Genomic DNA, 21076 nt, shown 5'->3' with positions numbered 1-21076 from the left:
GAAGCCGGCCTCGGCGACGCCGAGCAGGAAGCGCAAAACGTAGAAGCTGGTGACACCGCTGACCAGCGCCATCAGCGCCGAGATGATGCCCCAGGTCACCATGATGCGGGCGATCCAGCGGCTGGCGCCGAATTTTTCCAGCGCGAGGTTGCTCGGCACCTCGAAGATGAAGTAGCCGATGAAGAAGATGCCGGCGCCCCAGGAGAAGATCAGCGGCGTGAACTTCAGCTCCGCGTTCATGGTCAGCGCGGCGAAGCCGAGATTGACGCGGTCGAGATAGGAGAAGAAGTAGGCCAGCACCAGGAACGGAATCAGGCGCCAGGAGATGGCGCGGATGGTCGAGGTCTCGATGGTGCTCTTGCTGGCGTTCCTGGCACCGCCGGCGGAACCGGCATAGGTGGTGGTCTGGCTCATGGCTTCCCCCCGGGTTGTTGCTTTTGTGGGCTGGTTGGCGGTTTTCAGCATCGCGGGCAAAGAGTCAATGGAGCGAGCAATGCACGGAGCGCAGCCGGATAAACCTGTTGCGCTGCTACGGACATCGCTGATCCGCGCCGCCCTCGCGCTCGGGGTGATCGTCAGCGGACTCTCCTTGCGCTGGTACGGCTTTCCGCTCGGGCTGCCCGCCTTCGTCGTGAAGTACGGCGGCTCGCTGTTGTGGGCGACGATGGTGTTTCTGCTGGTCGGCGTCTTGCTGCCGCGGCTTACTCGGACGCAGATCGCGGTGATGATCGCCATCGTGGTCGAGTTCTCCCGACTGGTTCACACGCCGTGGCTCGATGCATTCCGGTCTCATAGGGTGCGGAAAGGCGCCCTAGCACCGTGCCCACCATCCGCATCACCTACGACGATGATGGGCACGCTTCGCTTTGTCCACCCTACGAAACCGACACCGTGGCGAGCAGTGTTCACTCCGCGAGTTGAAACCGCTCGAAGCGATCGAGCTCGTCCTCGATCTTGCGCTTGAGCTCCTTGCGGCGTGCGGTCTTCTTGCCCTCGCCGACCCAGGTCCATTTCTGCATCAAGAGCTTCTTGGCCTGCCGGTCCGTCTTGAGGTCGAGCGCGGCAACGATCTCGTCGCCGACCAGGACCGGCAGCGCGAAATAGCCGAGCTTGCGCTTGGCCTTCGGCACATAGGCTTCGAAGAGATGGTTGTAGCCGAAGATGAGATTGGTGCGCTTGCGCTGGATGATCAGCGGATCGAACGGCGACAGGATATGGACGAGGTCCGGCGATGCCCGCTCACCCAGCTCCAGCGCGCCCGGCGCCGCCCAATGCTCCTGCTTGGCCGCGCCGTCGATCGCGACAGGCACGAGCTCGCCGCGGCGCACGCGCGAGGCGACCAGGCCCGCCACCGCCTTTTTGCGCGGCGCATCGAGATGGCAGATCGAATCCAGGCTCACCACGCCCTGCGAGCGCAGCGCGCGCTCGAGCAGATAGGCCGTGATCTCCTTCGCCGACGCGGGCTTCGGCAGCTTGTCCCAGCCGAAATGCCGCGTCATCAGTTCATAGGTCTTGAGCATGCCCTGACGCGCGCTGATGGTCACGGCGCCGGTGTAGAAGGCGAGCTGCAAGGCCCGCTTCGACGGCTTGCGGCTCTGCCACAAATGCTCCTTCTCGACGAGCACGTCGTCCTCGATGTCGCGGATCGTCAGCGGGCCGGCGCGCAGCAGCCGCATCACCTTGCGCGTGTCGGCCGGCTGCACCGAAGCGAACCATTTGTGGCCCTCGCGCCGGTGCTCACGCATCGCCGGCAGGAAGAAGCGGAAGTCGCTCGCCGGCACGTAGGACAGCGCATGCGTCCAGTATTCGAACACACTTCGCTCGACGCTCTGGGCATGGCGAAGATCGGCGCGGCGGTAGGATGGGATCCGGCTGAACAGGATGTGGTGGTGGCAGCGCTCGATCACGTTGATGGTGTCGATCTGCACATAGCCGAGATGAGCGACCACATCCGCGACGGCCTGCGCGCCGTCGCCGAACGGCGCGCGCCCGTCCAGCCGCTGGGCATGTAGCCAGATCTGCCGGGCCTGTGTCGTGGTGATCGGAAGCGGTTTGGGCGGACGTGACATTGCAGCAGGCAATGTAGCGGGATTCGCGCCGAGGCAAACAAGAGAGGCAAAGAAAACCGCGCTGCCATCTGCTGACAGCGCGGTCTGTCGACGAATGGAGCAAGTTATTTCGCGCTCATCTTCTGCGCCTTCATGTAATGCATGCAGGCGCCGCGCATATTGCCTTTGCTCATCTCGCTGTTGGCTGCGGCCATTTCCTTGGCCATCGCCTGTTTGGCGGGCGAATCCACGGTTCCCATTGCGGTCATCGATTTGCCGATCGCCTCGCCTGTACACGGTTGCATCTTTGCTGCAGAAGCCGGCGAGGCCGCGAACACGGCGAGCACAACAGCCGAAAGCAACATCTTCATCGAATGTCTCCTCCGTAGGACAAAACCGGCGTCATGCCGGCCAACGCAAGAGCCATTCTTCAGCGACAAGTTTTCAGGGAGAAGACATTTTCGTTGCTGCGCCGCAGCGATAACCACTGCTAGCGTGCGGCTTTTGGGCGCTCCCCGAGGCTACCTGTAGCGGTGTCCGGCTCACAGGACGCCTTGCCGCGCCCCTCCGACTGGCAGCGATAGACGCTGCCGGTCAGACGATCGACCAGCCACATGTGATCCTCGGCCGGCCCTTCCAGACCGACATAGCGGGAGGTCAGCCCCGTGATCAGCGTCGACAGCAGGATCGCCACCGCGATCATCGCGGCGCCAATATAAATAGGCATCGAATTCAGGGACACTGTCCGATCCGGCGGGCCGCTGCGATAGAACTGGTAGTCACGCTGGTAATCGCTCGGCCTCGGCACTGGATGGAACTCGGCTCACTCGCGGACGATTTGTTGAATGATCAAAGCCTGCTAGGCGCGCATCTGGACGAATTCTTGTTCGTGGGCGGGCCGTGGGGCGACGCCTTTGCGACGATCGGTGAACGCGGATTTCCGGGAATGGTCGGTGAGCTGGTTCGGCGCAACCCGCGAACGAACACAATGGCCTCCGGCTCGTGGCTTCGAATGTGACAAGGATCACATCCGGGCCTTTGAACCTTCCCTAAGCTCGCAACATCAAATCGCCATCAGGCGTAACAGCGAGGATACGACAATGACCCGTTTTGATAAATTTTTCGGACTGAAGGCGATTACCCTCTCCGCGGCCCTCTCGATGACGGCGAGCCTTGCCCTGGCCGGCGACAACAACGTCTCCGCGGGCCAGATCCTGGATGCACTGAAGCCGAAGCCGGTAACTCGTGGCCTGTCCGTTGGGCCGCAGGTCGATACCGCCGCGCAGGCCAAGGAATCGACCTTCCTCAACACCGTGCGCAACCGCTCGACCCGGTCGCTATCGACGGGCGAACGCGAGCAGATCGCAGAGCTCGCGGCGACCAAGCCGAAGATCGATCTGGAGATTCAGTTCGACTACAACTCGGCTGAGATTGCCAAGACGTCGGTGGCATCGGTGCAAGCGCTCGGCAAGGCGCTGTCCGATCCGGCGCTCAAAGGTTCGACCTTCGTGGTCGCCGGCCACACCGACACGATCGGCGGCGAACAGTACAACCAGGGCCTCTCCGAACGGCGCGCCGACACCATCAAGAAGTACCTGGTGCAGAACTACGGCCTGAACAGCGCCGATCTCGTCACCGTCGGTTACGGCGAGACCAAGCTGAAGGACGCCGCCAACGGCGCCGACCCGATCAACCGCCGCGTCCAGGTCGTAAACATGGACACCAAGACCGCGTCGAAGTGATCTCCAAGTTACGCCTGACGAAACGCGCCGCCTGCTCTAATCCGGCAGGCGGCGATGTCATATCCAGCTCTGGAACAACATCAGCCGGCCGAAGGTTCGCATAGAGGTGCCGACAAAGGCCGCGGAGATCGGCAGCAGAAGCGCAAAGCCGGCCGCGGCGACGCCGACATAGGCCCACAGCAGCCAGCGCGGCAGCCCCTCCCGGCGCAGCACATAGACCAGCGCAAGCGACGCCGCGGTCGCGGCCGGCAGATAGTAATAGATGAAACCCAGCGTGCGCGGCAGCAACGCCCAGGCGAGCCAGGGACCGAAATAGAACGCCGCGATCAGGAATGCATCCCAGCGCCGCGCCACGATGAAATCGCGCAGCACCACGGCGAGCGCGAGCAGCGCCGGCCACAACACAAGCGGATTGCCGAGGAAGACGATCGCGGCGATGTTGTCCTCCGCCGTCTTGTCGAACAGGAACCAGACCGGGCGGGCGAGCAACGGCCAGGATGGCCACGCGCTCATATAGGTGTGGCCGGCGATCGCGGTCGTGGTGTTGTCGGCGAAGATCCGCCGCTGTGCTTCGATCAAATCCGGCAACGACAATCCGTAGAGCGGAACGAAAGCGGCAAGATACGTCGTCGCCGGCAGGACGGCGAAGCAGAGCGCGGCATGCTGCGCCCGAAAACCGGCCCAGAGATCGGGCCGATACCAGTCGATCGGCCTGGCGTCGGCAAACTGCGTGCGCCAGCCCTGCATCAGGCGGATCACCGCAACGATGGCGATGCAGACGCCCAGTGGAAACAGGCCGCTCCATTTGCAGGCCACAGCACAGCCGAACAGGCTGCCCGTGAGCGCGAACAGCGCATGCGGCCGCTCTTTTCGAAAACCATGCATGAAGGCGGCGGTCGCGAGCAGGCCGAAGCCGAGCGCAAAGATGTCGAGCATGGCGATACGCGCCTGCACGTAGAGCATCTGGTTGCTGCCAGCGATGAGCGCGGCTGCGATCGCGGGCCCTTGCGCAGAGAACACCGCGAGGCCGCACAGATAGATCGCGACGACCGCGAGTGCGCCGAACAAGGTCGCCGGATAGCGCCAACCAAACGCGTTGTCGCCAAAGGCTGCGATCGATGCCGCGATCAGCTCCTTGCCCAGCGGCGGGTGCATTGGATTGAGCATCGGCCCCGACATCACGGGCGTCAGCATCTGCCGCGCCGCCGGCACATAATGCACCTCGTCGAAGACGAACTTCCCCGGTGTCGCGAGACCGATCAGCAGCGCGAGATGAGCAACCAGGAAAATCGCGACGGCAATCACTGCGCTCCGCGACATCTTTGGAACCGCGGATAATTCGAGCGTCGGCTGTGGAGATGTTTTGCGTGGCAAATTGGCGTCACCGCGGACAAAAAGGAGATCGCGGTTTTCATTGAACGCATTCTGCCGCGACTGTCACTAAGCATAACGCACGTCCCGCGCCGCTTGTGATAATTCCGCCACATCGCAAGTGCGCGCGATCCGGTACGATCAGGGACATATCGATCGGTTGCGAAATGAATTTGCGTTTCTGGCTTTTCCCCTCTCTGTTGTCGGCCGCATTGTGCGCAGGCCCTTGCGCGCAGGCGCAGACGCGCGTCGGCGAAGCCGTCGTGATCCAGAACGAAGTGGTGCGCGTGGCCGCGACCGCCACGCCGATCAATGTCGGCGACAGCATGCTGCGCGACGAGACCGTGCGCACCGGCGCCGACAGCGCGGCGCGCTTCGTCATGGCCGACAGCACCAACCTGTCGCTGGGCCCGAGCGCCACGCTGAAGCTCGACCGCACCGTGTTCAACGACGAACACAGCTATCGCGACGTCGCGATCCGCATGACCACCGGCGCCTTCCGCTTCGTCACCGGGCACTCCGAGAAGACGGCCTACAAGATCACGACCCCGCTAGCGACCATCGGAGTGCGCGGCACCACGCTCGACATCCTCTCGCAGCGCGGCCGCTCCGTCGTCGTGCTTCAGGAGGGCGCGGCCAGCGTCTGCACGAAGAGCTCCCAGTGCGTGCAGCTCACCCAGCCCGGCGACACTGCGATCATCACCTCGACCGGTGGCAAGGTCGGCATCACCAAGACCAACACGCCGCCCTGGACGTTCGCCGCCAACTGCGCAGCGAGCGCGGGGCTTTGCGCCGTCAACCAATATGCCGCCGCCTCGCCGACCATCACGCCTGCCGTCCAAGACGACGGCATGCTGTGCGGGCGGTGACAATGGTGAAACTCCGCTTGGAGCGCTGGGTTCTCGCTGGCGCGCTGGCCGCCTTGGCTGCGCTTGCATTTGCGCCGGATATTCGACCGGCGGCAGCCCAGGCGACGTGCGGATCCGAATGCGGTGAGCCGACGCCTGACCCGACCTATTCGCCGTCCCCAACGCCGACCTATTCTCCATCACCCTCCCCCTCGCCGAGCCCCTCTCCGTCGCCCTCGCCGACCCCGGATCCTGCGTCCGCGCCGAGCCCGGATCCATCGCCAAGCCCGACGCCGACCGGCGCGGATTCCAGCGGCAATTCGATCGGCGGCCTTGCCAATCAGCGCTTCAACCAGATGATCACCAACCGCGTGCTCGGCACGGTGCTGCTCGGCGTCAACGAGCAGATCAATTGCAGCGACTGCATCAGCGCGTTCGGCTCGGCCGGCTCGTTCTCCGCCGGCATCCACGGCCGCAAGGAGCTGACCAACAATCTGTCGCTGCTCGCCGGCATCGCCTACACGCACTACAACGAGGGCGGCTACAAGATCACGAGCGCACCGATCGGGGCCTTCGCGCTGCGTTATGACTTCACCGACTGGGGCTCGTCGCGCCCGTTCTTCGACGTCGGCACGATCCTGACGCCGTGGGAGAAGGCGCGCTACACACGCAGCTACGATACCAGCCTCGGCCCTGTGAGCGTGACCGGCTCGACCAACGCCTCGAACTACGCCGTGTACGGCCGCGCCGGCTGGATCAGCCGCCTGTCGCCGCGCGACGAGGTCGCGGCCTCCGTCGAGGTCTGGCAGCTCTGGCAGCGCGTGTCGGGCTACACCGACAGCGCAGTGGCCTTTAATCCGTTCGATGCCACGATTGCGACCGGTACTGACCGCACCAGCCTGGTCAAGATCGGCGGCCAGTGGACGCATCTCTACGGCAGCAATATCGAGGCCAATATCAACGGCGGCTGGGTGCAGTCGTTTGCTGGGCACAGCGGCATCGTGGCGACCGTGACCGGCAATGGCGTCCTGGTCCCGACCATGGGCAACCAGGGCTGGTTCGAATATGGCGGCCGCCTCGGCTTCCGCCTGCAAAAAGGCTGGATCGTGGATCTCTTCGCCAACGGCACGCTGGGCCCGCAGCCGGTCGGCAACACCATCCACGGCGGCGTGGGGCTGCGGATTAATTATTAGGGCGATGGCTTGCCGCACATTCAGCTGTCATGCCCCGCGAAGGCGGGGCATCCAGTACGCCGCGGCCCATCATTGAACCACGACCGTCTCGGAGTACTGGATCGCCCGGTCAAAGCCGGGCGATGACAGTGAGTGTGTGGCGTGGCCATGCCGCGGCTCACGCCGCCGACTTGCCCTCGAACGCGCGACGCAACGCGTCGACATCCAGCTTGACCATCTTCATCATAGCCTGCATCGCGCGCGCGGCCGCGGCCTTGTCCGGGCTCGACAGGAATTCGAACATCACTTTCGGCACCACCTGCCAGGCCACCCCCCAGCGATCCCTGAGCCAGCCGCATTGCTCTTCCTTGCCGCCATGCGCGAGGAAAGCATTCCAGACGCTGTCGACCTGGGTCTGGTCGTCGCAATTGATCATCAGCGACAGCGCGTGGGTGTACTCCATCTTCATTCCGCCATTCAGCGCGACCAGGCGCTGCCCGCCGAGCGCGAACTCGACGACCAGCACCGAACCCTGCTTGCCGGAGGGGCCATCGGAGACGTTGCGCTGGACGTGCACGATCTTGGAGTCGGGCAGCAGGGAGACGTAGAAGTTGGCGGCTTGTTCAGCGTCGCCGTTGAACCACAGGCAGGGCGTGACCTTGGACATTTGAATGCTCCTGTTCTGGGCCGCGATCAGACGTTCGCCATCTCGGGCTGCAGAGGGGTCGCCGCGAGATCCATCCAGTTCACACCCCACATATGACCGTCGGGATCTTCGAAGCTGCGGCCGTACATGAAGCTGTATTCGTCCTTCGGACTGGGATCGGCCACCCCGCCCGCAGCCTCGGCCTTGCCGATAATATCGTCTACATCGCTGCGGCTGTCCGCGGACAGGCAGAACAGCACCTGGTTCGAGGTCTTGGCATCCGCGATCGGCTTCGGCGTGAACTGACGGAATTTGTCGTGGGTCAGCAGCATGGCGAAAATGGTCTCGGAAAAGACCATGCAGCTCGCCGTGTCGTCACTGAATTGCGGATTCTTGACCGCGCCAATCGCCTCGTAGAAGGCAGTGGCGCGCTTGAGGTCGGTCACCGGCAGGTTGACGAAGATCATCTTGGGCATCGGAAGCTCCTTGGCGGGGGTCCTGCCCAAGGACGGACCAGCCAGCGGCCATCCGACACGGCTTCCGAATATTTTTTTGACCTTCCCCGCGAGGTTCTGCCGCACCGAACCTCGCCCCCTCTCGGACGGCCTTACTATTTCTCGTTGGGATCGCGGTGCACGGGGTCGATCCACAGCACGGTCTCGGGCTTCTCGACCGGCTCGATATCGAGATTGATCGCGACCGCCTCGCCGTCGCTGCGCACCAGCACGCATTCCAGCACCTCGTCGGGGCTGGCGTTGATCTCCTGATGCGGGACGTAGGGCGGGACGAAAATGAAATCGCCGGGCCCGGCCTCCGCGGTGAATTGCAGACGCTCGCCCCAGCGCATCCGCGCCTTACCCTTCACCACATAGATGACGCTTTCGAGATGGCCGTGGTGATGCGCGCCGGTCTTGGCGTCGGGCTTGATGCTGACCGTGCCCGCCCACAATTTCTGGGCGCCGACGCGCGCGAAATTGATCGCGGCCGCGCGGTCCATGCCTGCCGTCGACGGCACGTTCGTATCGAGCTGGTTGCCGGGAATGACGCGCACGCCGTCATGTTTCCAGCGATCGTCGTGATCGTGTGCATGGTGCGAATGCGTGTGGTCATGGCCGGTCATGGGACTTGCTTTCTGTTGGTTCCTTGGGCGGCAAACTAACCCAAAGCCGCGCCCACGAGCCACAGCAAAATCGGAGCCCTCGTAGTCACGAGACGTTGCTTTCGCGAGCAAACCCGTATGGCTCAGTCATCCCGGGGCGATGCGCAGCACGAACCCGGGATGACGGCGCAAACTATTTCACCGCGAGCAATTCCACGTCGAACATCAGCGTCGCGTTCGGCGGGATCACGCCGCCGGCACCGCGGGCGCCGTAGCCCAGCTGCGGCGGGATGATCAGCGTACGCTTGCCGCCGACCTTCATCGAGGCAACGCCCTCGTCCCAGCCGGCGATGACGCGGCCCTTGCCGATCGGGAATTCGAACGGCTCGTTGCGGTCGACGGACGAGTCGAATTTCTTGCCCTTCTGGCCGTTCTCGTAGAGCCAGCCGGTGTAGTGCATCACGCAGATCTGGCCCGGCTTTGGCGAAGCGCCAGTGCCGGCGACACTGTCGATGATCTGCAAGCCTGAAGCTGTGGTCATGGTCTTTCCTGCAGTCTGGGCCGAGGCCGTGGTGGAAACGAAATGCGACACGCCGGCGATCACGGTGATCGCGAGTGCCGACATCAGGGCGAGGAGTGCGCGCTGGAAACGCTGCATTAGGCACCTTCCGTTTGAAGCGGGAGGTGTCTAGCGCAATGCGGGTGAGGTTTCCACCCCTCACACCTCGATATTTTCCAGCCGGACTGGCAGCTTGCGGATGCGCTGGCCCGTGGCGTGATAGATCGCATTGCAGACCGCCGCATTGGTGCCGACATTGGCAAGCTCGCCGAGGCCCTTCGCACCTGCCGGATTGATGTGATCGTCCTGCTCGGAGAGCATGATGACCTCGACGCTGGGCACGTCCGCATTCACGGGCACGAGGTAGTCCGCGAAGTTGTCGTTGACGTAGCGCGCATTGCGTTCGTCGATCTCGGTGGCCTCCAACAGCGCCGACGACATGCCCCAGATCAGCCCGCCCATCAGCTGGCTGCGCGCGGTGCGCGGATTCATGATGCGGCCTGCCGCGAACGCGCCGACCAGACGAGGACAGCGGATCTCATGCGTGAAGCGGTTGACGCGGACCTCGACGAACTCCGCACCGAAGGCATAGGCGATCTGGTCTTTCATGGCGTGGCCACCGACCAGCCGCACCTGCCCGCTGTGCATGGCGCGGAAGGAATCCAGCGGCGCGTCTTCCGGCTTCCACTCGCCATATTCCTCGACGACGCCGACACCAAGCGCGTCGAAGGCTTTCTCCAGGTCGAGCGCGCGGTCGCCCTTCGCCGCCTGCGTGGCCGGTGTCTGGCCGATACCCACGGTCTCCTTGGCCTTGTCCGTCAGGCTTTGGCTCGGCATCACCGCCTTGAACAGGCGCTGCCGGATCTGGTCGCACACCATCATCACCACGGAGCAGGTGCTGGCCGTCGAATTCGAGCCTCCGGCAACCGGCGCCGGTGGCAGATCGCTGTCGCCGATGAAGACGGCGACCTTCTCGAGCGGCACGCCGAGCCGCTCAGCGGCTGTCTGGGCGATGACGGTGTAGGCGCCGGTCCCGATCTCGTGGCCGGCGATCTCCACACGGGTGCGGCCGTCACGCTGGAGGCGCACGCGCGCGGCGGACGGCCCCATGTGCGTCGGATAGCAGGTGGTGGCACAGCCATAACCGATCAGCCAGTCGCCATCCGACATCGATTTCGGCTGAGGCGAACGCTGCGCCCAGCCGAACGCCTTGGCGGCCTCGTCGAAGCAGGCCATCAGCGAGCGCGACGTATAGGGCTTGCCGCTGATCGGCTCAACGGTGGTGTCGTTGATGCGGCGGAGCTCGATCGGATCCATGTTCAGCTTCACCGCCAGCTCGTCCATCGCGCTCTCCAGCGCGAACAGATACGGCACCTCCGGTGGCGAGCGCATGAAGCCGGGCGTGTTGCGATCGGCGCGCACGATCGAGACGAGGCTGTCGACATTCGGACAGGCATAGAGCCGCGTCGTCGTCTTGGTGCCGCCGACGCAATAGGGATCGGGGCGCGAAGAGACCTCGGCGCCTTCGTGCCTGAGCGCGACCAACTTGCCGTCGCGACGCGCACCAAGCTTGATCTCGTGGCGGGTCTCGGCGCGATAGGTGGCGATGGTAAAGCCCTGGTCGCGGGTCGGGACCAGCTTGATTGGCCGGTTCAGGCGCTTTGCGATAGCGGCGATGATGGCGGTGCGCGGCGTCATCGAGCCACGCGAGCCGAAGCCGCCGCCGACATAGGGGTTGACCACGCGGACCTTGTCGGCGTCGATGCCGAGCTGTTCGGCGACGCCGTTCTTCAGGCCGTAGACGAACTGGCTCGGCTCGTAGATGACGAGGTTGTCGCCCATCCAGGCGCAGCTCGTCGAGAACAGCTCCATCGGATTGTGATGCTGCGTCGGCGTGTCGTAGGATGCGGTCAGCTTGACCTCGGCTTCGTCGAACGCCTTGGCGAAATCGCCGACCTTCGGGTCTTCCTTGAACTGGGCATTCTGCCCCTTCGCTGCCGCCATGGTCGTTCCGGGCGAGTCGAAGGTCGCGCTCGGCGCGGTGGCCGTGTAGCTGACCTTGACGCGGTTTGCGGCCTCGCGGGCCGCCTCGTAGCTCTCGGCAACGACCACCGCAATGATCTGGCCGTCATGGGCAATGTCGGCCGATTTCAACGGCTGGATCGTCGTGCCGGCATAGCCGCCATTGCTGAAGAGCTTCGAGTCCTTCAGCTTCGGTGCGTTTTCGTGGGTGACGATGTCGATCACGCCGCGCACACGTCCGGCCTCATCGAGATCGAAACGATCGACCCGTCCCTTGGCGATGGCGCTGGTGACGAGGAACGCATAGGCGGGGTCGGCGAGCGGCATGTCGGACGCATAGGTCGCGCGTCCAGTCACCTTTACGGCCGCGTCATAGCGCGGCACGGGCTGGCCCATGTTCGTCTTCGGCCCGGGAGCAGCAGCGGTCATGATCAGATCTCCATCGTTACGGCCTGCTGGAGCGCGCGTGCCACCACGCGCTTGCCGAGCGCGATCTTGAAGCTGTTGTGCCGCCGCCCCCTGGCATCTGCGAAAGCGGCATCGGCGACGCGCTGCGCCAGGGCTTCGTCGAACTTTTGCCCCTTGAGCAGCGCCTCCGCCTCGCGCGCCCGCCAGGGCACGGTGGCGACACCGCCGAGCGCGACACGTGCGTCCCTGATCGTGCCGTCCTGCACGTCGAGCGCGACCGCAGCCGAGGACAGCGCGAACTCATAGGATTGCCGGTCGCGCGCCTTGAGATACACCGAGCGCGGCCAGCGTCCTGGCACCGCGAAGGCCGAGATCAGCTCACCGGGCTGAAGCGTGGTTTCGATGTCGGGCGTACTGCCCGGCGTCTTGTGAAGCTGGGCAAACGGCATGCTGCGCGTGCCGGCCTTGCCCGTGATCTCGACCATGGCATCGAGAGCGATCAGCGCCTGGGCGAAATCGCCTGGATAGGTCGCGATGCACTGGTCGGAGACGCCGAGCACGGCATGCATGCGGTTGACGCCGTCCATCGCGGCGCAACCGGAGCCGGGATGGCGCTTGTTGCAGTTCTCATAGGAAACATCGCGGAAATAGCTGCAACGCGTTCGCTGCATCACGTTGCCGCCGAGCGTCGCCATGTTGCGCAGCTGGGCGCTCGCCGCGAGCTTCAGCGAATTGGCGATCACCGGATAGTTGCGCTGGATGCCGTCATGCGCGGCGACGTCGGACATCTTCGCGAGCGCGCCGAGCCGCAGGCCGTCATCCTTCGGCTCGATCGCCGACCAGCCGCCCGCGAGCGGATTGATATCGACGATCGCGGCCGGCCGCATCACATCCAGCTTCATCAGATCGATCAGCGTGGTGCCGCCGGCGAGCGGCTGCGCAGGGGCCTGTGTCAGCGGATTGTTCGCGGCCGCGGCGGCGCTGAGCGCCTGCACGGCCATGTCAGGGTCTGTTGCCCTCTGATACGAAAACGGTCGCATGCGCCTAGCCTTTCATGATCTCGGGCGCGGCCTGCTTCACGGCGGCGACGATGTTGGGATAGGCGGCACAGCGGCAGATATTGCCGCTCATATATTCGCGGATGTCCGCCTCGTTGTTTGCATGCCCCTCCTTGACGCAGGCCACAGCGGACATGATCTGGCCGGGCGTGCAATAGCCGCACTGGAATGCGTCGTTGTCGATGAAAGCCTGCTGCATCGGATGCAGGCGGTCGTTGGTGGCGAGGCCTTCGATCGTCGTGATCTCCTGGCCTTCGGCCGCAAGCGCGAGCGTCAGGCACGACACCACGCGCCGGTCGCCGATCAGCACCGTGCAGGCGCCGCACTGGCCGTGATCGCATCCCTTCTTGCTGCCGGTGAGCTTGAGCTGTTCGCGCAGCGCGTCGAGCACAGTGGTTCGCGCATCGATGCTCAGGCGCTTGTCCTTGCCGTTCACGTGGAGGGTGACCTCGACAGGAAGCGCCGGATCTTGTGCGACCGGCGCATTCGCGTCCTGCGTGGCGGCACGCGCCGTCATCGGTACGAGCGCGCTCCCAGCGACGCCGGCCATGAAGGCGCGCCGATCGAATGCGGATGCTCTGGAACTTGATTTATCGGACATGGACGGTCTCCACTGCTTCAAACCAAGCAGCGCACGCCTGCACCGCTCATCGCCCCTTAACCTGAAGCAATGGGCTCCGTTCCGAACGAGAAAGGGCGACGCAGCAAATGCCGCGTCGCCCTTCGTCAACTTTTCCTGATCTTGCGCGGGGAACCGCGCGGGCGCTCAATAGCCCAGCGCGCAGCCGTCCTTGCGCGGATCGGAACCGCCGGTGAGCGTACCCTTTTCCCAGTCGATCCAGATCGCCTGGGCGCCGCCGAGCGGACCGACCACGCTGGTGGTCTTGTGGCCGAGCTTCTTCAGGCCCTCGACGATCGCGGCGGGCACGCTGTCCTCGAGCTGATACTGGCCCTCGTAATGCAGGCCGCGCGGCATATCGATCGCCTCCTGCACGTCGCAGCCATAGTCGAGGATGTTGGTCAGCACATGCGTCTGGCCGGTCGGTTGATACTGTCCGCCCATCACGGCGAACGGCATCACGGAACGGCCACCCTTGGTGAGCAGGCTCGGCATGATCGTGTGCAGCGGGCGCTTGCCGCCTGCGATGCAGTTGGGATGGCCCGGCTGGATGCGGAATCCGCCGGCTCGGTTCTGGAACAGGACGCCGGTCTTGTTGGAGACTATCGCCGAACCGAAGGAATGGGCGATCGAGTTGATGAACGAGCAGACGTTGCGGTCCTTGTCCACCACCGTGATGTAGATGGTCGACGGATTCATCGGCGGCGCGACATTCGGCAGCTCGAGCATGCCGTCCATCCGGATCTTGCTGATGTACTCGTCGGCAAAGCCCTTGGCGAGCATCTCGGCGACGTTGATCTTCATATGATCGGGGGCAGCGACATGCATCTCGCGATTCATGTAGGCGATGCGCGCGGCCTCCGCCTCGAGGTGGAAGCGCTCGACGCTGAGCGGTGCGAACTTGGTCAGATCGAACCGCGACAGGATGTTCAGCATCAGCAGCATGGTGACGCCGGGTCCGTTCGGCGGGCACTGCCAGACGTCGTAACCCTTGTACATGGTGCCGATCGGCGTGGTCACTTCCGTCGTGTGCGCGGCGAAATCATCGAGCGTGTGCAGGCCGCCGATCCCGCGCAGGGTCTCGACCATGTCCTCCGCGATCGGGCCTTTGTAGAAGGCGTCGCGGCCGTCCTTGGCGATCGCGCGCAGGGTCTTGCCGAGCTCCGCCTGGCGAATGACGTCACCGGCCACCGGCGGCTTGCCGCCCGGCAGCAGGTAACGCACGGTGTTGGTGCCGCCCTTCAGCTTCTCGAACTGGTTCTTCCAATCGAAGGCGACGCGCGGCGCGACGACGTAGCCCTCTTCCGCCGCCTTGATCGCGGGCTGCAGCAGCCGGTCGAAGCCGAACTTGCCGTGATCGCGCAGCACGGTGGCGAAGGCGTCGACCACACCGGGAATCGACACCGCATGCGCCGAGGTCAGCGGTACCGAGTTGATCTTGCGCTCGAGATACCAGTCGGCGTTCGCCGCCTTCGGCGCGCGGCCGGAGCCATTATAGGCGATGATCTTGCCCTCGCCCCTCGGCTGGATCAGCGCAAAACAGTCGCCGCCGATGCCGGTCGATTGCGGCTCGATCACGCCGAGCACGGCCGAGCCGGCGACCGCTGCGTCCACCGCCGTGCCGCCCTCGCGCAGCACCTCGATCGCGGCGAGCGATGCCTGCGGATGCGAGGTCGCCACCATCGCATTGGTGGCATGGACGGTGGACCTGCCGGGGAAATGGAAGTTTCTCATGCGATTCTTGCTTTCTTGGACATCCGGCGCGACGGCGCGCCATCTCGGAAAAACCCGGCCTACATGACATATTCCGGCCAGCCGGAGCAATGCTGGCATACCAATGAAATGGCTGCCATCCGCTGGGCGTATGGACCACTCGCGGCTTTCAGCCATGCGGGTTTTCCGGGCGCCGGCGGCCTGCTAAACGAGCCGCCATGTCTGACAACAATTCGGCCACCAAGGTCGCCGCCTTCTACCAATTCGCCGCCCTCCCGGATTACCGCGAACTGCGCGAGCCGCTGCGCGCGCTCTGCGCTGGCCTGGCGCTGAAGGGGAGCGTGCTGCTGGCCCAGGAGGGCATCAACGGCACTGTCGCGGGCATCCCGGAGGCGATCGGCGCCTTCGCTCACGAGCTCGCGCACGGCGACATATTCGGCGGCAGGCTGGACAATCTCGAACTCAAATTCTCGACCGCCGCGGCGATGCCGTTCGGCCGGCTCAAGGTGCGGCTGAAGAAGGAGATCGTCACGCTCGGCGATGCGGCCGCCGATCCGACAAAGCAGGTCGGCACCTATGTCGACGCCTTCGAATGGAATGCGCTGATCGCGGCACCCGACACGCTGCTGCTCGACACCCGCAATGCCTTCGAGGTGGCGATGGGCACGTTCGAGGGCGCGGTTGATCCGGGCATCAAGAGTTTTGGCCAGTTCAAGGATTTTGCCGCCGCGCAGCTCGATCCGGCAAAGCACCGCAGGATCGCGATGTTCTGCACCGGCGGCATCCGCTGCGAGAAGGCCAGCGCGCATCTGCTCGCGCGCGGCTTTGCCGAGATCTATCACCTCAAGGGCGGCATCCTCAAATATCTGGAACAGGTGCCGGAGACGCAGAGCCGCTGGCGCGGCGAATGCTTCGTGTTCGACGAGCGCGTCGCGCTCGGCCATGGATTGCGAGAACTTGGCTTGCGCGAATTGGACAAGGGGCACGGCCGTGACGAATGAGATCAAGACGCTGAGCGAGCGCATCGACACGCTGGAGATGCGCCTTGCCTATCAGGACGACACGATCGAGACGCTGAACCAGACCATCACGGCGCAGTGGAAGCAGATCGATGCGCTGACGCGGCAGATCGCACAGCTGAGCGAACGGCTCCAGGAGGCCGAGGCGAATGCGCCGGGCCCTGCCAACGAGCGCCCGCCGCATTATTGAAAAAGATGAGCTACTGACCGGACGCCTTGAGCATCAGGCTGGCCACTTCGCCCGACATCATCAATCGGTTGCGCCCGGCTTCCTTCGCGGCGTAGAGCGCCTGATCGGCCGCCTCGACGAGCGAGGCCACGCCCGCCGTGCGCTCCAGCACCGGCCGGCACGCCGCGCCTCCGAGCGAAGCAGTGACGCAACCGGTCGCATGGTTGGTGGTGTGGACCAGGCCCGCCTCGCGGATCGCCCGCCTGATCTGGTCGCCGACCCGGGCGCAGCCTTCGGCATCGGTGTTCGGCAGCAGCATGGCGAACTCCTCGCCGCCATAGCGCGCCGCGAGGTCACCGGGACGCTGCATCTCGGCCGCGATGATCTGCGCCACCAGGCGGAGGCAGGCGTCGCCCGCGGGATGGCCATATTCGTCATTGTAGGCCTTGAAGTGGTCGACGTCGATCATCAGCAAGGCGAGGCTGGAGCGGTCGCGATAGGCACGCGCCCACTCCTCCTTGAGTCGTTCGTCGAAGCGGCGGCGGTTGGCAAGGCCCGTGAGGCTGTCCTCGATCGCCAGCGTCTCGAGCCTGGTCTCCAGCTTCTTGTGCTCGGTGATGTCGCGCGAGATCGCCACCACGCCGTCGACGCGGCCATTGTCCTTGCGCGTCACCCGCATGGTCGATTCGAGCCAGACTTCGCCGTTCTCCCGGTGCGCGTTGCGATAGACGAGGCGCGCCTCCTCCGTCTCGCCGCGCTTCATGGCGTCGACGATCGCCTGGACCTGCGGCAGATCCTCCGGATTGATGCCTGCGAGCGCAGGCGTGCCGATCAGTTGATTGGCGCGCCAGCCGACGAGGCGCACCGACGCGGGCGAGACATAACGCAGCCGCTCGTCGAGCCCGATGCGGGTCACCATGTCGCTGGAGCCTTCCGCGAGCAGGCGGAAGTGAGCCTCCTTCTCGATCAGGGCCGCGGCCATGCGCTGGCCCCGCTGCAACTGCCGCACCAGCATGGCACCGATGATCGCGATCAGCATCACCAGGGCGACCACGTAGAGCATGCGGGAGATTGCGGCTGCGCGCCAGGGCGCCAGCAACTCGTCCTTGTCGACGGTGGCGAGCAGGACCAGCGGGTAGCGGCTGCTGCGCTTGAAGAAGCTGACGCGCTGGGCGCCGTCCAGCGGCGACTTGAAATGATAGGCGCCGCCCGGCCGCTGCAGGCTGGCGTCGCGGAACAGCGGCTTGTCGGCAACACTGTGTCCGACGAACTTTTCGTTGTTCGGGTTGCGCGCGACGATCAGGCCGTCGCCATGCGTCAGCGCCACCGAGCTGTTGCGGCCGATCTCGAACTGCTCGTAGAAATGCGAAAGATATTTCGAGCTGATGGTCGCGAGCACCACACCGCCGAAGCTGCCGTCCGCCTTGTTGAAGCGGCGCGACAGGGTGACGACCCATTCGCCGTCCAGGAGGCTTTTCACGGGACGGCCGACATGGGGCTCACGTTTCGGAGAGAGCTGGTGATGACGGAAGAACGCGTCGTCGCTGAAGGTCGAGCCGATCGTGCCGGGCAAGGTCAGCCAATTGCCCTGATCGTCGATGATGCCGAGGCTGTGAATGCGCTCGATGGCCTTCTTGCGCGCTTCCAGCAGGGTACGCAGCTTCGCGATCGTGGCAGAGCCGGCGCCGTCCATCTCCAGCCGGCTGACGACGCCGACGACGCCGGAATCCAGAAGATCGAGGCTGTCCTCTGCATGCTGTGTCAGCGAACGGGCAACGTTCGCCATCTCGGTCTCGGCACCCTTGAGCACGGCATCGCGCGCAGCCCATTCGCGCCAGGCGCTGACCCCAAGGATGGTCGCGCAGGTGAGCACGACGAACGCGGCCGCGCGCAGCGGCAGACGGCTCCATCCGGCTCTTTGGGTCGCAGCACTCATGCGGCAGAATTCTCCGATCGTTCGGAAACTCTGCCGCTTCTGTTATTGAACTCTGAAATTACCGCAGCAATGCGCGGCGATCCCGTAGTCGTACGGACGCAAGCATCGGCCCATCGCTAACAGAACATTAGCGTGCTTATCGGAATCCGGCTCCCGCCGGCTAGCTGAAGATGGCCTTAACTTTGTTCCAGAGCGAGGGATGCTCGGCATCCGCATCCGCCTTCGAGGGTGTCGGTTGCGCGGCGCTCACGGGATCGGAGGCCGGGAACGTATCCTTCAGACCGTCATCGAGCTTGGCGTTGCGATCGGCGGCGAGCGCTTCGCGCAGGTCGTCGGCGTGCTTGTCGTGCGGCGCAGGGTTGAATGTCTGAGCCATGAGATCCTCCTCGATTGGCTGGTCAACGCGGCGCATTTGCGCCGGTTCCCCTGTTCCGCTCGGGCCTCTCACGGTGTATCAGGAACCTCAATCTGCATCAGGACAGCTCGTGCCCCAGTCTGCGACAAAGCCCTTCATCGACGTGCTCTCCGGCCAGCGCCAGGCCATCCCGCCCATGTGGATGATGCGGCAGGCCGGCCGCTACCTGCCGGAATATCGCGAGGTGCGCGCCAAGGCAGGCGGCTTCCTCGATCTCTGCTTCACCCCGGAGCTTGCCGCCGAGGTGACGCTGCAACCGATCCGAAGGTTCGGCTTCAATGCTGCGATCATCTTCTCGGACATTCTGGTGATCCCCTATGCGCTCGGCCGCTCCGTGCGCTTCGAGGTCGGCGAAGGCCCGCGGCTCGAACCGCTGGATGATCCGGCGAAGGTTGCGACGCTGGCCGCGCGCGCCGACTTCTCCAAGCTCGCGCCGGTGTTCGAGGCGCTGCGGATCGTGCGCGGCGCGCTCGCTCCCGAGGTGACGCTGATCGGCTTCTGCGGCGCGCCGTGGACGGTGGCGACCTACATGGTCGCCGGCCAGGGCACGCCCGACCAGGCGCCGGCGCGGATGATGGCCTACCGGCATCCGGAGGCCTTCGCGCAAATCATCGACGTGCTGGTCGACAACTCGGTCGAATATCTGCTGGCGCAGCTCGCCGCCGGCGCCGACGCCTTGCAGATCTTCGACACCTGGGCTGGCGTGCTGCCGCCCACCGAGTTCGCGCGCTGGTCGATCGAGCCGACGCGGCGCATCGTCGAAGGCGTGCGCGCGAAGGTGCCAGATGCGAAGATCATCGGCTTCCCACGCGGTGCCGGCGCGCAGCTGCCGGCCTATGTCGAGGCAACCGGCGTCAACGCGGTGAGCATCGACTGGACCGCGGAGCCGGCCTTCATCCGCGAGCGCGTGCAGAGCAAGGTCGCCGTGCAGGGTAATCTCGACCCGCTGGTGTTGATCACTGGTGGCGCAGCGCTCGACCGCGCCGTCGACGACGTGCTGGCGAATTTTGCGCAAGGACGCCTGATCTTCAATCTCGGCCACGGCATCCAGCCGGAAACGCCGATCGTCCATGTCGAGCAGATGCTGAGGCGCGTGCGGGGCTGATTTATTTCGCCCAAGGGGGCACGGCAAAACAAAAGCTGCGAAAACAACCCCATGCACAGTAGACAAGTCATTGAAAAATCTAGAGCATGTTGGGCTCGAATTGAATCGCAGGGATTCCCAAAGGGAGCGAACCGTGATTCATCCTTGAGGCCGGGAGGAGGCCGGCAGGGATGGCGCATGGAGAGGCTCTTCGCATTCGGGTGATCAAGGCCGTCGTTGAGGATGGCCTTTCGCGGAACGAGGCGGCCCGGATATTCCGGGTCGGGATCGCGAGCGCGATCCGCTGGGTGAAGGCGTTCGAGGAAACGCAGCGCACGGCGGCTTTGCCGACCGGCGGTGATCGGCGTTCTGTGCTGAAGCCGCATCGGGACTGGCTCTTGGAACTTCGGCGCAAAGAGAACGATCTGACGCTCGATGCGATCGCCGAGCGACTGCTTCGCAGGCATGGCGTCGAAGCCGACAAGTCGATGCTGTCGCGCTTCTTTGCCGGTGAGGGCATTAGCTTCAAAAAAAACCGTGCACGCCAGCGAACAGGATCGTCCCGACGTCGTTGAGCGCCGACAAGCGTGGCGGTGCGCGCAAACCAGCCTTGGCGGTCGGCTCATCTTCCTCGACGAGACCTGGACGACGACGGCGATGACGCGTCGTTACGCCTGGGCCAATGTCGGCACACGCGCCTTGGGCCATGCGCCGCACGGACATTGGAAGACGACGACGTTCCTTGCCGGCCTGACCTGCGAGGGGCTGATAGCGCCGTTTGTGCTCGACGGGCCGATCAACGCCGAGTGCTTCTTCGCCTATGTCGAGCAAATCCTCGTCCCCACCCTGCGCGAAGGCGACACGGTGATCCTCGACAATTTGTCGAGCCATAAGAATGAAGCGGCCGCGCGTCTCATCGCCGGTGCCGGTGCGCGGCTTCTGTTCCTGCCGCCCTACAGCCCCGATCTCAATCCGATCGAGATGGCCTTCGCCAAACTCAAGGAACTGTTGCGACAAGCCCAAGCTCGAACCGTCGATGCCCTCTGGGACCTCATCGGCCGCACTCTCAGCCTCTTTACCCCTGTCGAATGCGCCAACTACATCCGTCATTGCGGGTATAATCCGCTTTGATCGCAACTCGCTCTAGG

General features: G+C 64.5%; 23 protein-coding genes. 8 read left to right on the top strand and 15 right to left on the bottom strand.

The genetic code is table 11. The features are described from left to right. Nucleotides 1–414 (bottom strand): MFS transporter (locus BLV07_RS44635; RefSeq protein WP_143035731.1); only part of this gene is annotated, 414 nt, incomplete at its 3' end. A gap of 79 nt (nt 415–493) precedes the next feature. On the opposite strand from BLV07_RS44635, the gene BLV07_RS49610 reads away from it, so the two are divergent. Then, a complete protein-coding gene (locus tag BLV07_RS49610; protein ID WP_244551454.1) occupies nt 494–964 on the top strand; it encodes a ribosomal maturation YjgA family protein in 471 nt (156 codons plus the stop codon). On the opposite strand, the gene BLV07_RS44625 is transcribed toward BLV07_RS49610, so the two are convergent. From BLV07_RS44625 to BLV07_RS44615, 3 genes are all read right to left on the bottom strand, one after another. Further along, entirely contained in the window at nt 906–2069 is a 1164-nt protein-coding gene (locus BLV07_RS44625; RefSeq protein ID WP_091898983.1) for a winged helix-turn-helix domain-containing protein, read from the bottom strand. The two genes, BLV07_RS49610 and BLV07_RS44625, sit on opposite strands and share 59 nt — an antisense overlap. Before the next feature lie 104 nt (nt 2070–2173). Next, on the bottom strand, nt 2174–2419 hold the full coding sequence (locus BLV07_RS44620) for a hypothetical protein (protein ID WP_091898982.1): 246 nt from the start codon (nt 2417–2419) through the stop codon (nt 2174–2176). A gap of 119 nt (nt 2420–2538) precedes the next feature. Further along, on the bottom strand, nt 2539–2775 hold the full coding sequence (locus BLV07_RS44615) for a hypothetical protein (protein WP_091898985.1): 237 nt from the start codon (nt 2773–2775) through the stop codon (nt 2539–2541). 373 nt (nt 2776–3148) lie between these two features. Here BLV07_RS44615 and BLV07_RS44605 point away from each other — a divergent pair, with 373 nt between their 5' ends. After that, the gene (locus BLV07_RS44605; RefSeq protein ID WP_091898980.1) at nt 3149–3790 is read left to right on the top strand and encodes an OmpA family protein; all 642 of its coding nucleotides are present in this window, start codon (nt 3149–3151) and stop codon (nt 3788–3790) included. 57 nt (nt 3791–3847) lie between these two features. On the opposite strand, the gene BLV07_RS44600 is transcribed toward BLV07_RS44605, so the two are convergent. Then, nucleotides 3848–5110 carry a phospholipid carrier-dependent glycosyltransferase gene (locus BLV07_RS44600; RefSeq protein WP_091898979.1) on the bottom strand — a complete coding sequence of 421 codons (1263 nt, stop codon included), beginning with the start codon at nt 5108–5110 and terminating at the stop codon, nt 3848–3850. A gap of 218 nt (nt 5111–5328) precedes the next feature. Here BLV07_RS44600 and BLV07_RS44595 point away from each other — a divergent pair, with 218 nt between their 5' ends. Together BLV07_RS44595 and BLV07_RS44590 are read left to right on the top strand one after the other, a co-directional pair. Then, a complete protein-coding gene (locus tag BLV07_RS44595; RefSeq protein WP_176946177.1) occupies nt 5329–6030 on the top strand; it encodes a FecR family protein in 702 nt (233 codons plus the stop codon). A gap of 2 nt (nt 6031–6032) precedes the next feature. Beyond that, nucleotides 6033–7202: a hypothetical protein gene (locus BLV07_RS44590; protein WP_176946176.1), complete on the top strand. Its 1170-nt coding sequence runs from the start codon at nt 6033–6035 to the stop codon at nt 7200–7202. Between the two features lie 157 nt (nt 7203–7359). Here the strand turns inward: BLV07_RS44590 and BLV07_RS44585 are convergent, their stop codons facing one another. From BLV07_RS44585 to ggt, 8 genes are all read right to left on the bottom strand, one after another. Continuing rightward, nucleotides 7360–7848 carry a VOC family protein gene (locus BLV07_RS44585; protein ID WP_091898976.1) on the bottom strand — a complete coding sequence of 163 codons (489 nt, stop codon included), beginning with the start codon at nt 7846–7848 and terminating at the stop codon, nt 7360–7362. 26 nt (nt 7849–7874) lie between these two features. Beyond that, the gene (locus BLV07_RS44580) at nt 7875–8303 is read right to left on the bottom strand and encodes a VOC family protein (protein ID WP_176946175.1); all 429 of its coding nucleotides are present in this window, start codon (nt 8301–8303) and stop codon (nt 7875–7877) included. A gap of 134 nt (nt 8304–8437) precedes the next feature. Then, entirely contained in the window at nt 8438–8947 is a 510-nt protein-coding gene (locus BLV07_RS44575; RefSeq protein WP_091898974.1) for a cupin domain-containing protein, read from the bottom strand. Nucleotides 8948–9119: 172 nt separating this feature from the next. Further along, on the bottom strand, nt 9120–9584 hold the full coding sequence (locus BLV07_RS44570; protein WP_091898973.1) for an FKBP-type peptidyl-prolyl cis-trans isomerase: 465 nt from the start codon (nt 9582–9584) through the stop codon (nt 9120–9122). A gap of 60 nt (nt 9585–9644) precedes the next feature. Next, nucleotides 9645–11936 (bottom strand): xanthine dehydrogenase family protein molybdopterin-binding subunit, encoded by a 2292-nt coding sequence (locus tag BLV07_RS44565; protein WP_091898972.1) that lies wholly within the window; start codon nt 11934–11936, stop codon nt 9645–9647. A 2-nt stretch (nt 11937–11938) separates the two neighbouring features. Continuing rightward, nucleotides 11939–12955: an FAD binding domain-containing protein gene (locus BLV07_RS44560; protein ID WP_091898971.1), complete on the bottom strand. Its 1017-nt coding sequence runs from the start codon at nt 12953–12955 to the stop codon at nt 11939–11941. A gap of 4 nt (nt 12956–12959) precedes the next feature. After that, nucleotides 12960–13574: a (2Fe-2S)-binding protein gene (locus BLV07_RS44555; protein WP_091898970.1), complete on the bottom strand. Its 615-nt coding sequence runs from the start codon at nt 13572–13574 to the stop codon at nt 12960–12962. Nucleotides 13575–13739: 165 nt separating this feature from the next. Continuing rightward, nucleotides 13740–15326: a gamma-glutamyltransferase gene (gene ggt / locus BLV07_RS44550; RefSeq protein ID WP_091898969.1), complete on the bottom strand. Its 1587-nt coding sequence runs from the start codon at nt 15324–15326 to the stop codon at nt 13740–13742. A gap of 197 nt (nt 15327–15523) precedes the next feature. Here ggt and trhO point away from each other — a divergent pair, with 197 nt between their 5' ends. Further along, nucleotides 15524–16306 carry an oxygen-dependent tRNA uridine(34) hydroxylase TrhO gene (gene trhO / locus BLV07_RS44545; protein WP_091898968.1) on the top strand — a complete coding sequence of 261 codons (783 nt, stop codon included), beginning with the start codon at nt 15524–15526 and terminating at the stop codon, nt 16304–16306. Then, complete coding sequence (locus tag BLV07_RS49605; RefSeq protein WP_091898967.1) at nt 16296–16514, top strand: SlyX family protein; 219 nt, start codon at nt 16296–16298, stop codon at nt 16512–16514. Before trhO ends, BLV07_RS49605 begins: the two co-directional genes overlap by 11 nt. A gap of 10 nt (nt 16515–16524) precedes the next feature. On the opposite strand, the gene BLV07_RS44535 is transcribed toward BLV07_RS49605, so the two are convergent. Then, nucleotides 16525–18429 (bottom strand): sensor domain-containing diguanylate cyclase, encoded by a 1905-nt coding sequence (locus BLV07_RS44535; protein ID WP_091898966.1) that lies wholly within the window; start codon nt 18427–18429, stop codon nt 16525–16527. A 160-nt stretch (nt 18430–18589) separates the two neighbouring features. Continuing rightward, entirely contained in the window at nt 18590–18805 is a 216-nt protein-coding gene (locus BLV07_RS44530; RefSeq protein ID WP_091898984.1) for a hypothetical protein, read from the bottom strand. 109 nt (nt 18806–18914) lie between these two features. On the opposite strand from BLV07_RS44530, the gene hemE reads away from it, so the two are divergent. Together hemE and BLV07_RS44520 are read left to right on the top strand one after the other, a co-directional pair. After that, entirely contained in the window at nt 18915–19949 is a 1035-nt protein-coding gene (gene hemE / locus BLV07_RS44525) for a uroporphyrinogen decarboxylase (RefSeq protein WP_091898965.1), read from the top strand. Nucleotides 19950–20119: 170 nt separating this feature from the next. Then, a protein-coding gene (locus tag BLV07_RS44520; protein WP_091881219.1) for an IS630 family transposase occupies nt 20120–21059 on the top strand; the annotation gives its coding sequence in 2 pieces (ribosomal slippage) (nt 20120–20431 and nt 20433–21059; 939 coding nt in all). The last annotated feature ends 17 nt before the right edge of the window (nt 21060–21076 follow it).

This window comes from Bradyrhizobium sp. Rc2d, assembly GCF_900099855.1.
Classification (GTDB): Bacteria; Pseudomonadota; Alphaproteobacteria; order Rhizobiales; family Xanthobacteraceae; genus Bradyrhizobium.
The sequence above is the reverse complement of the archived record's forward strand: the minus strand, read 5'-3'. Positions and strand labels throughout refer to the sequence as shown.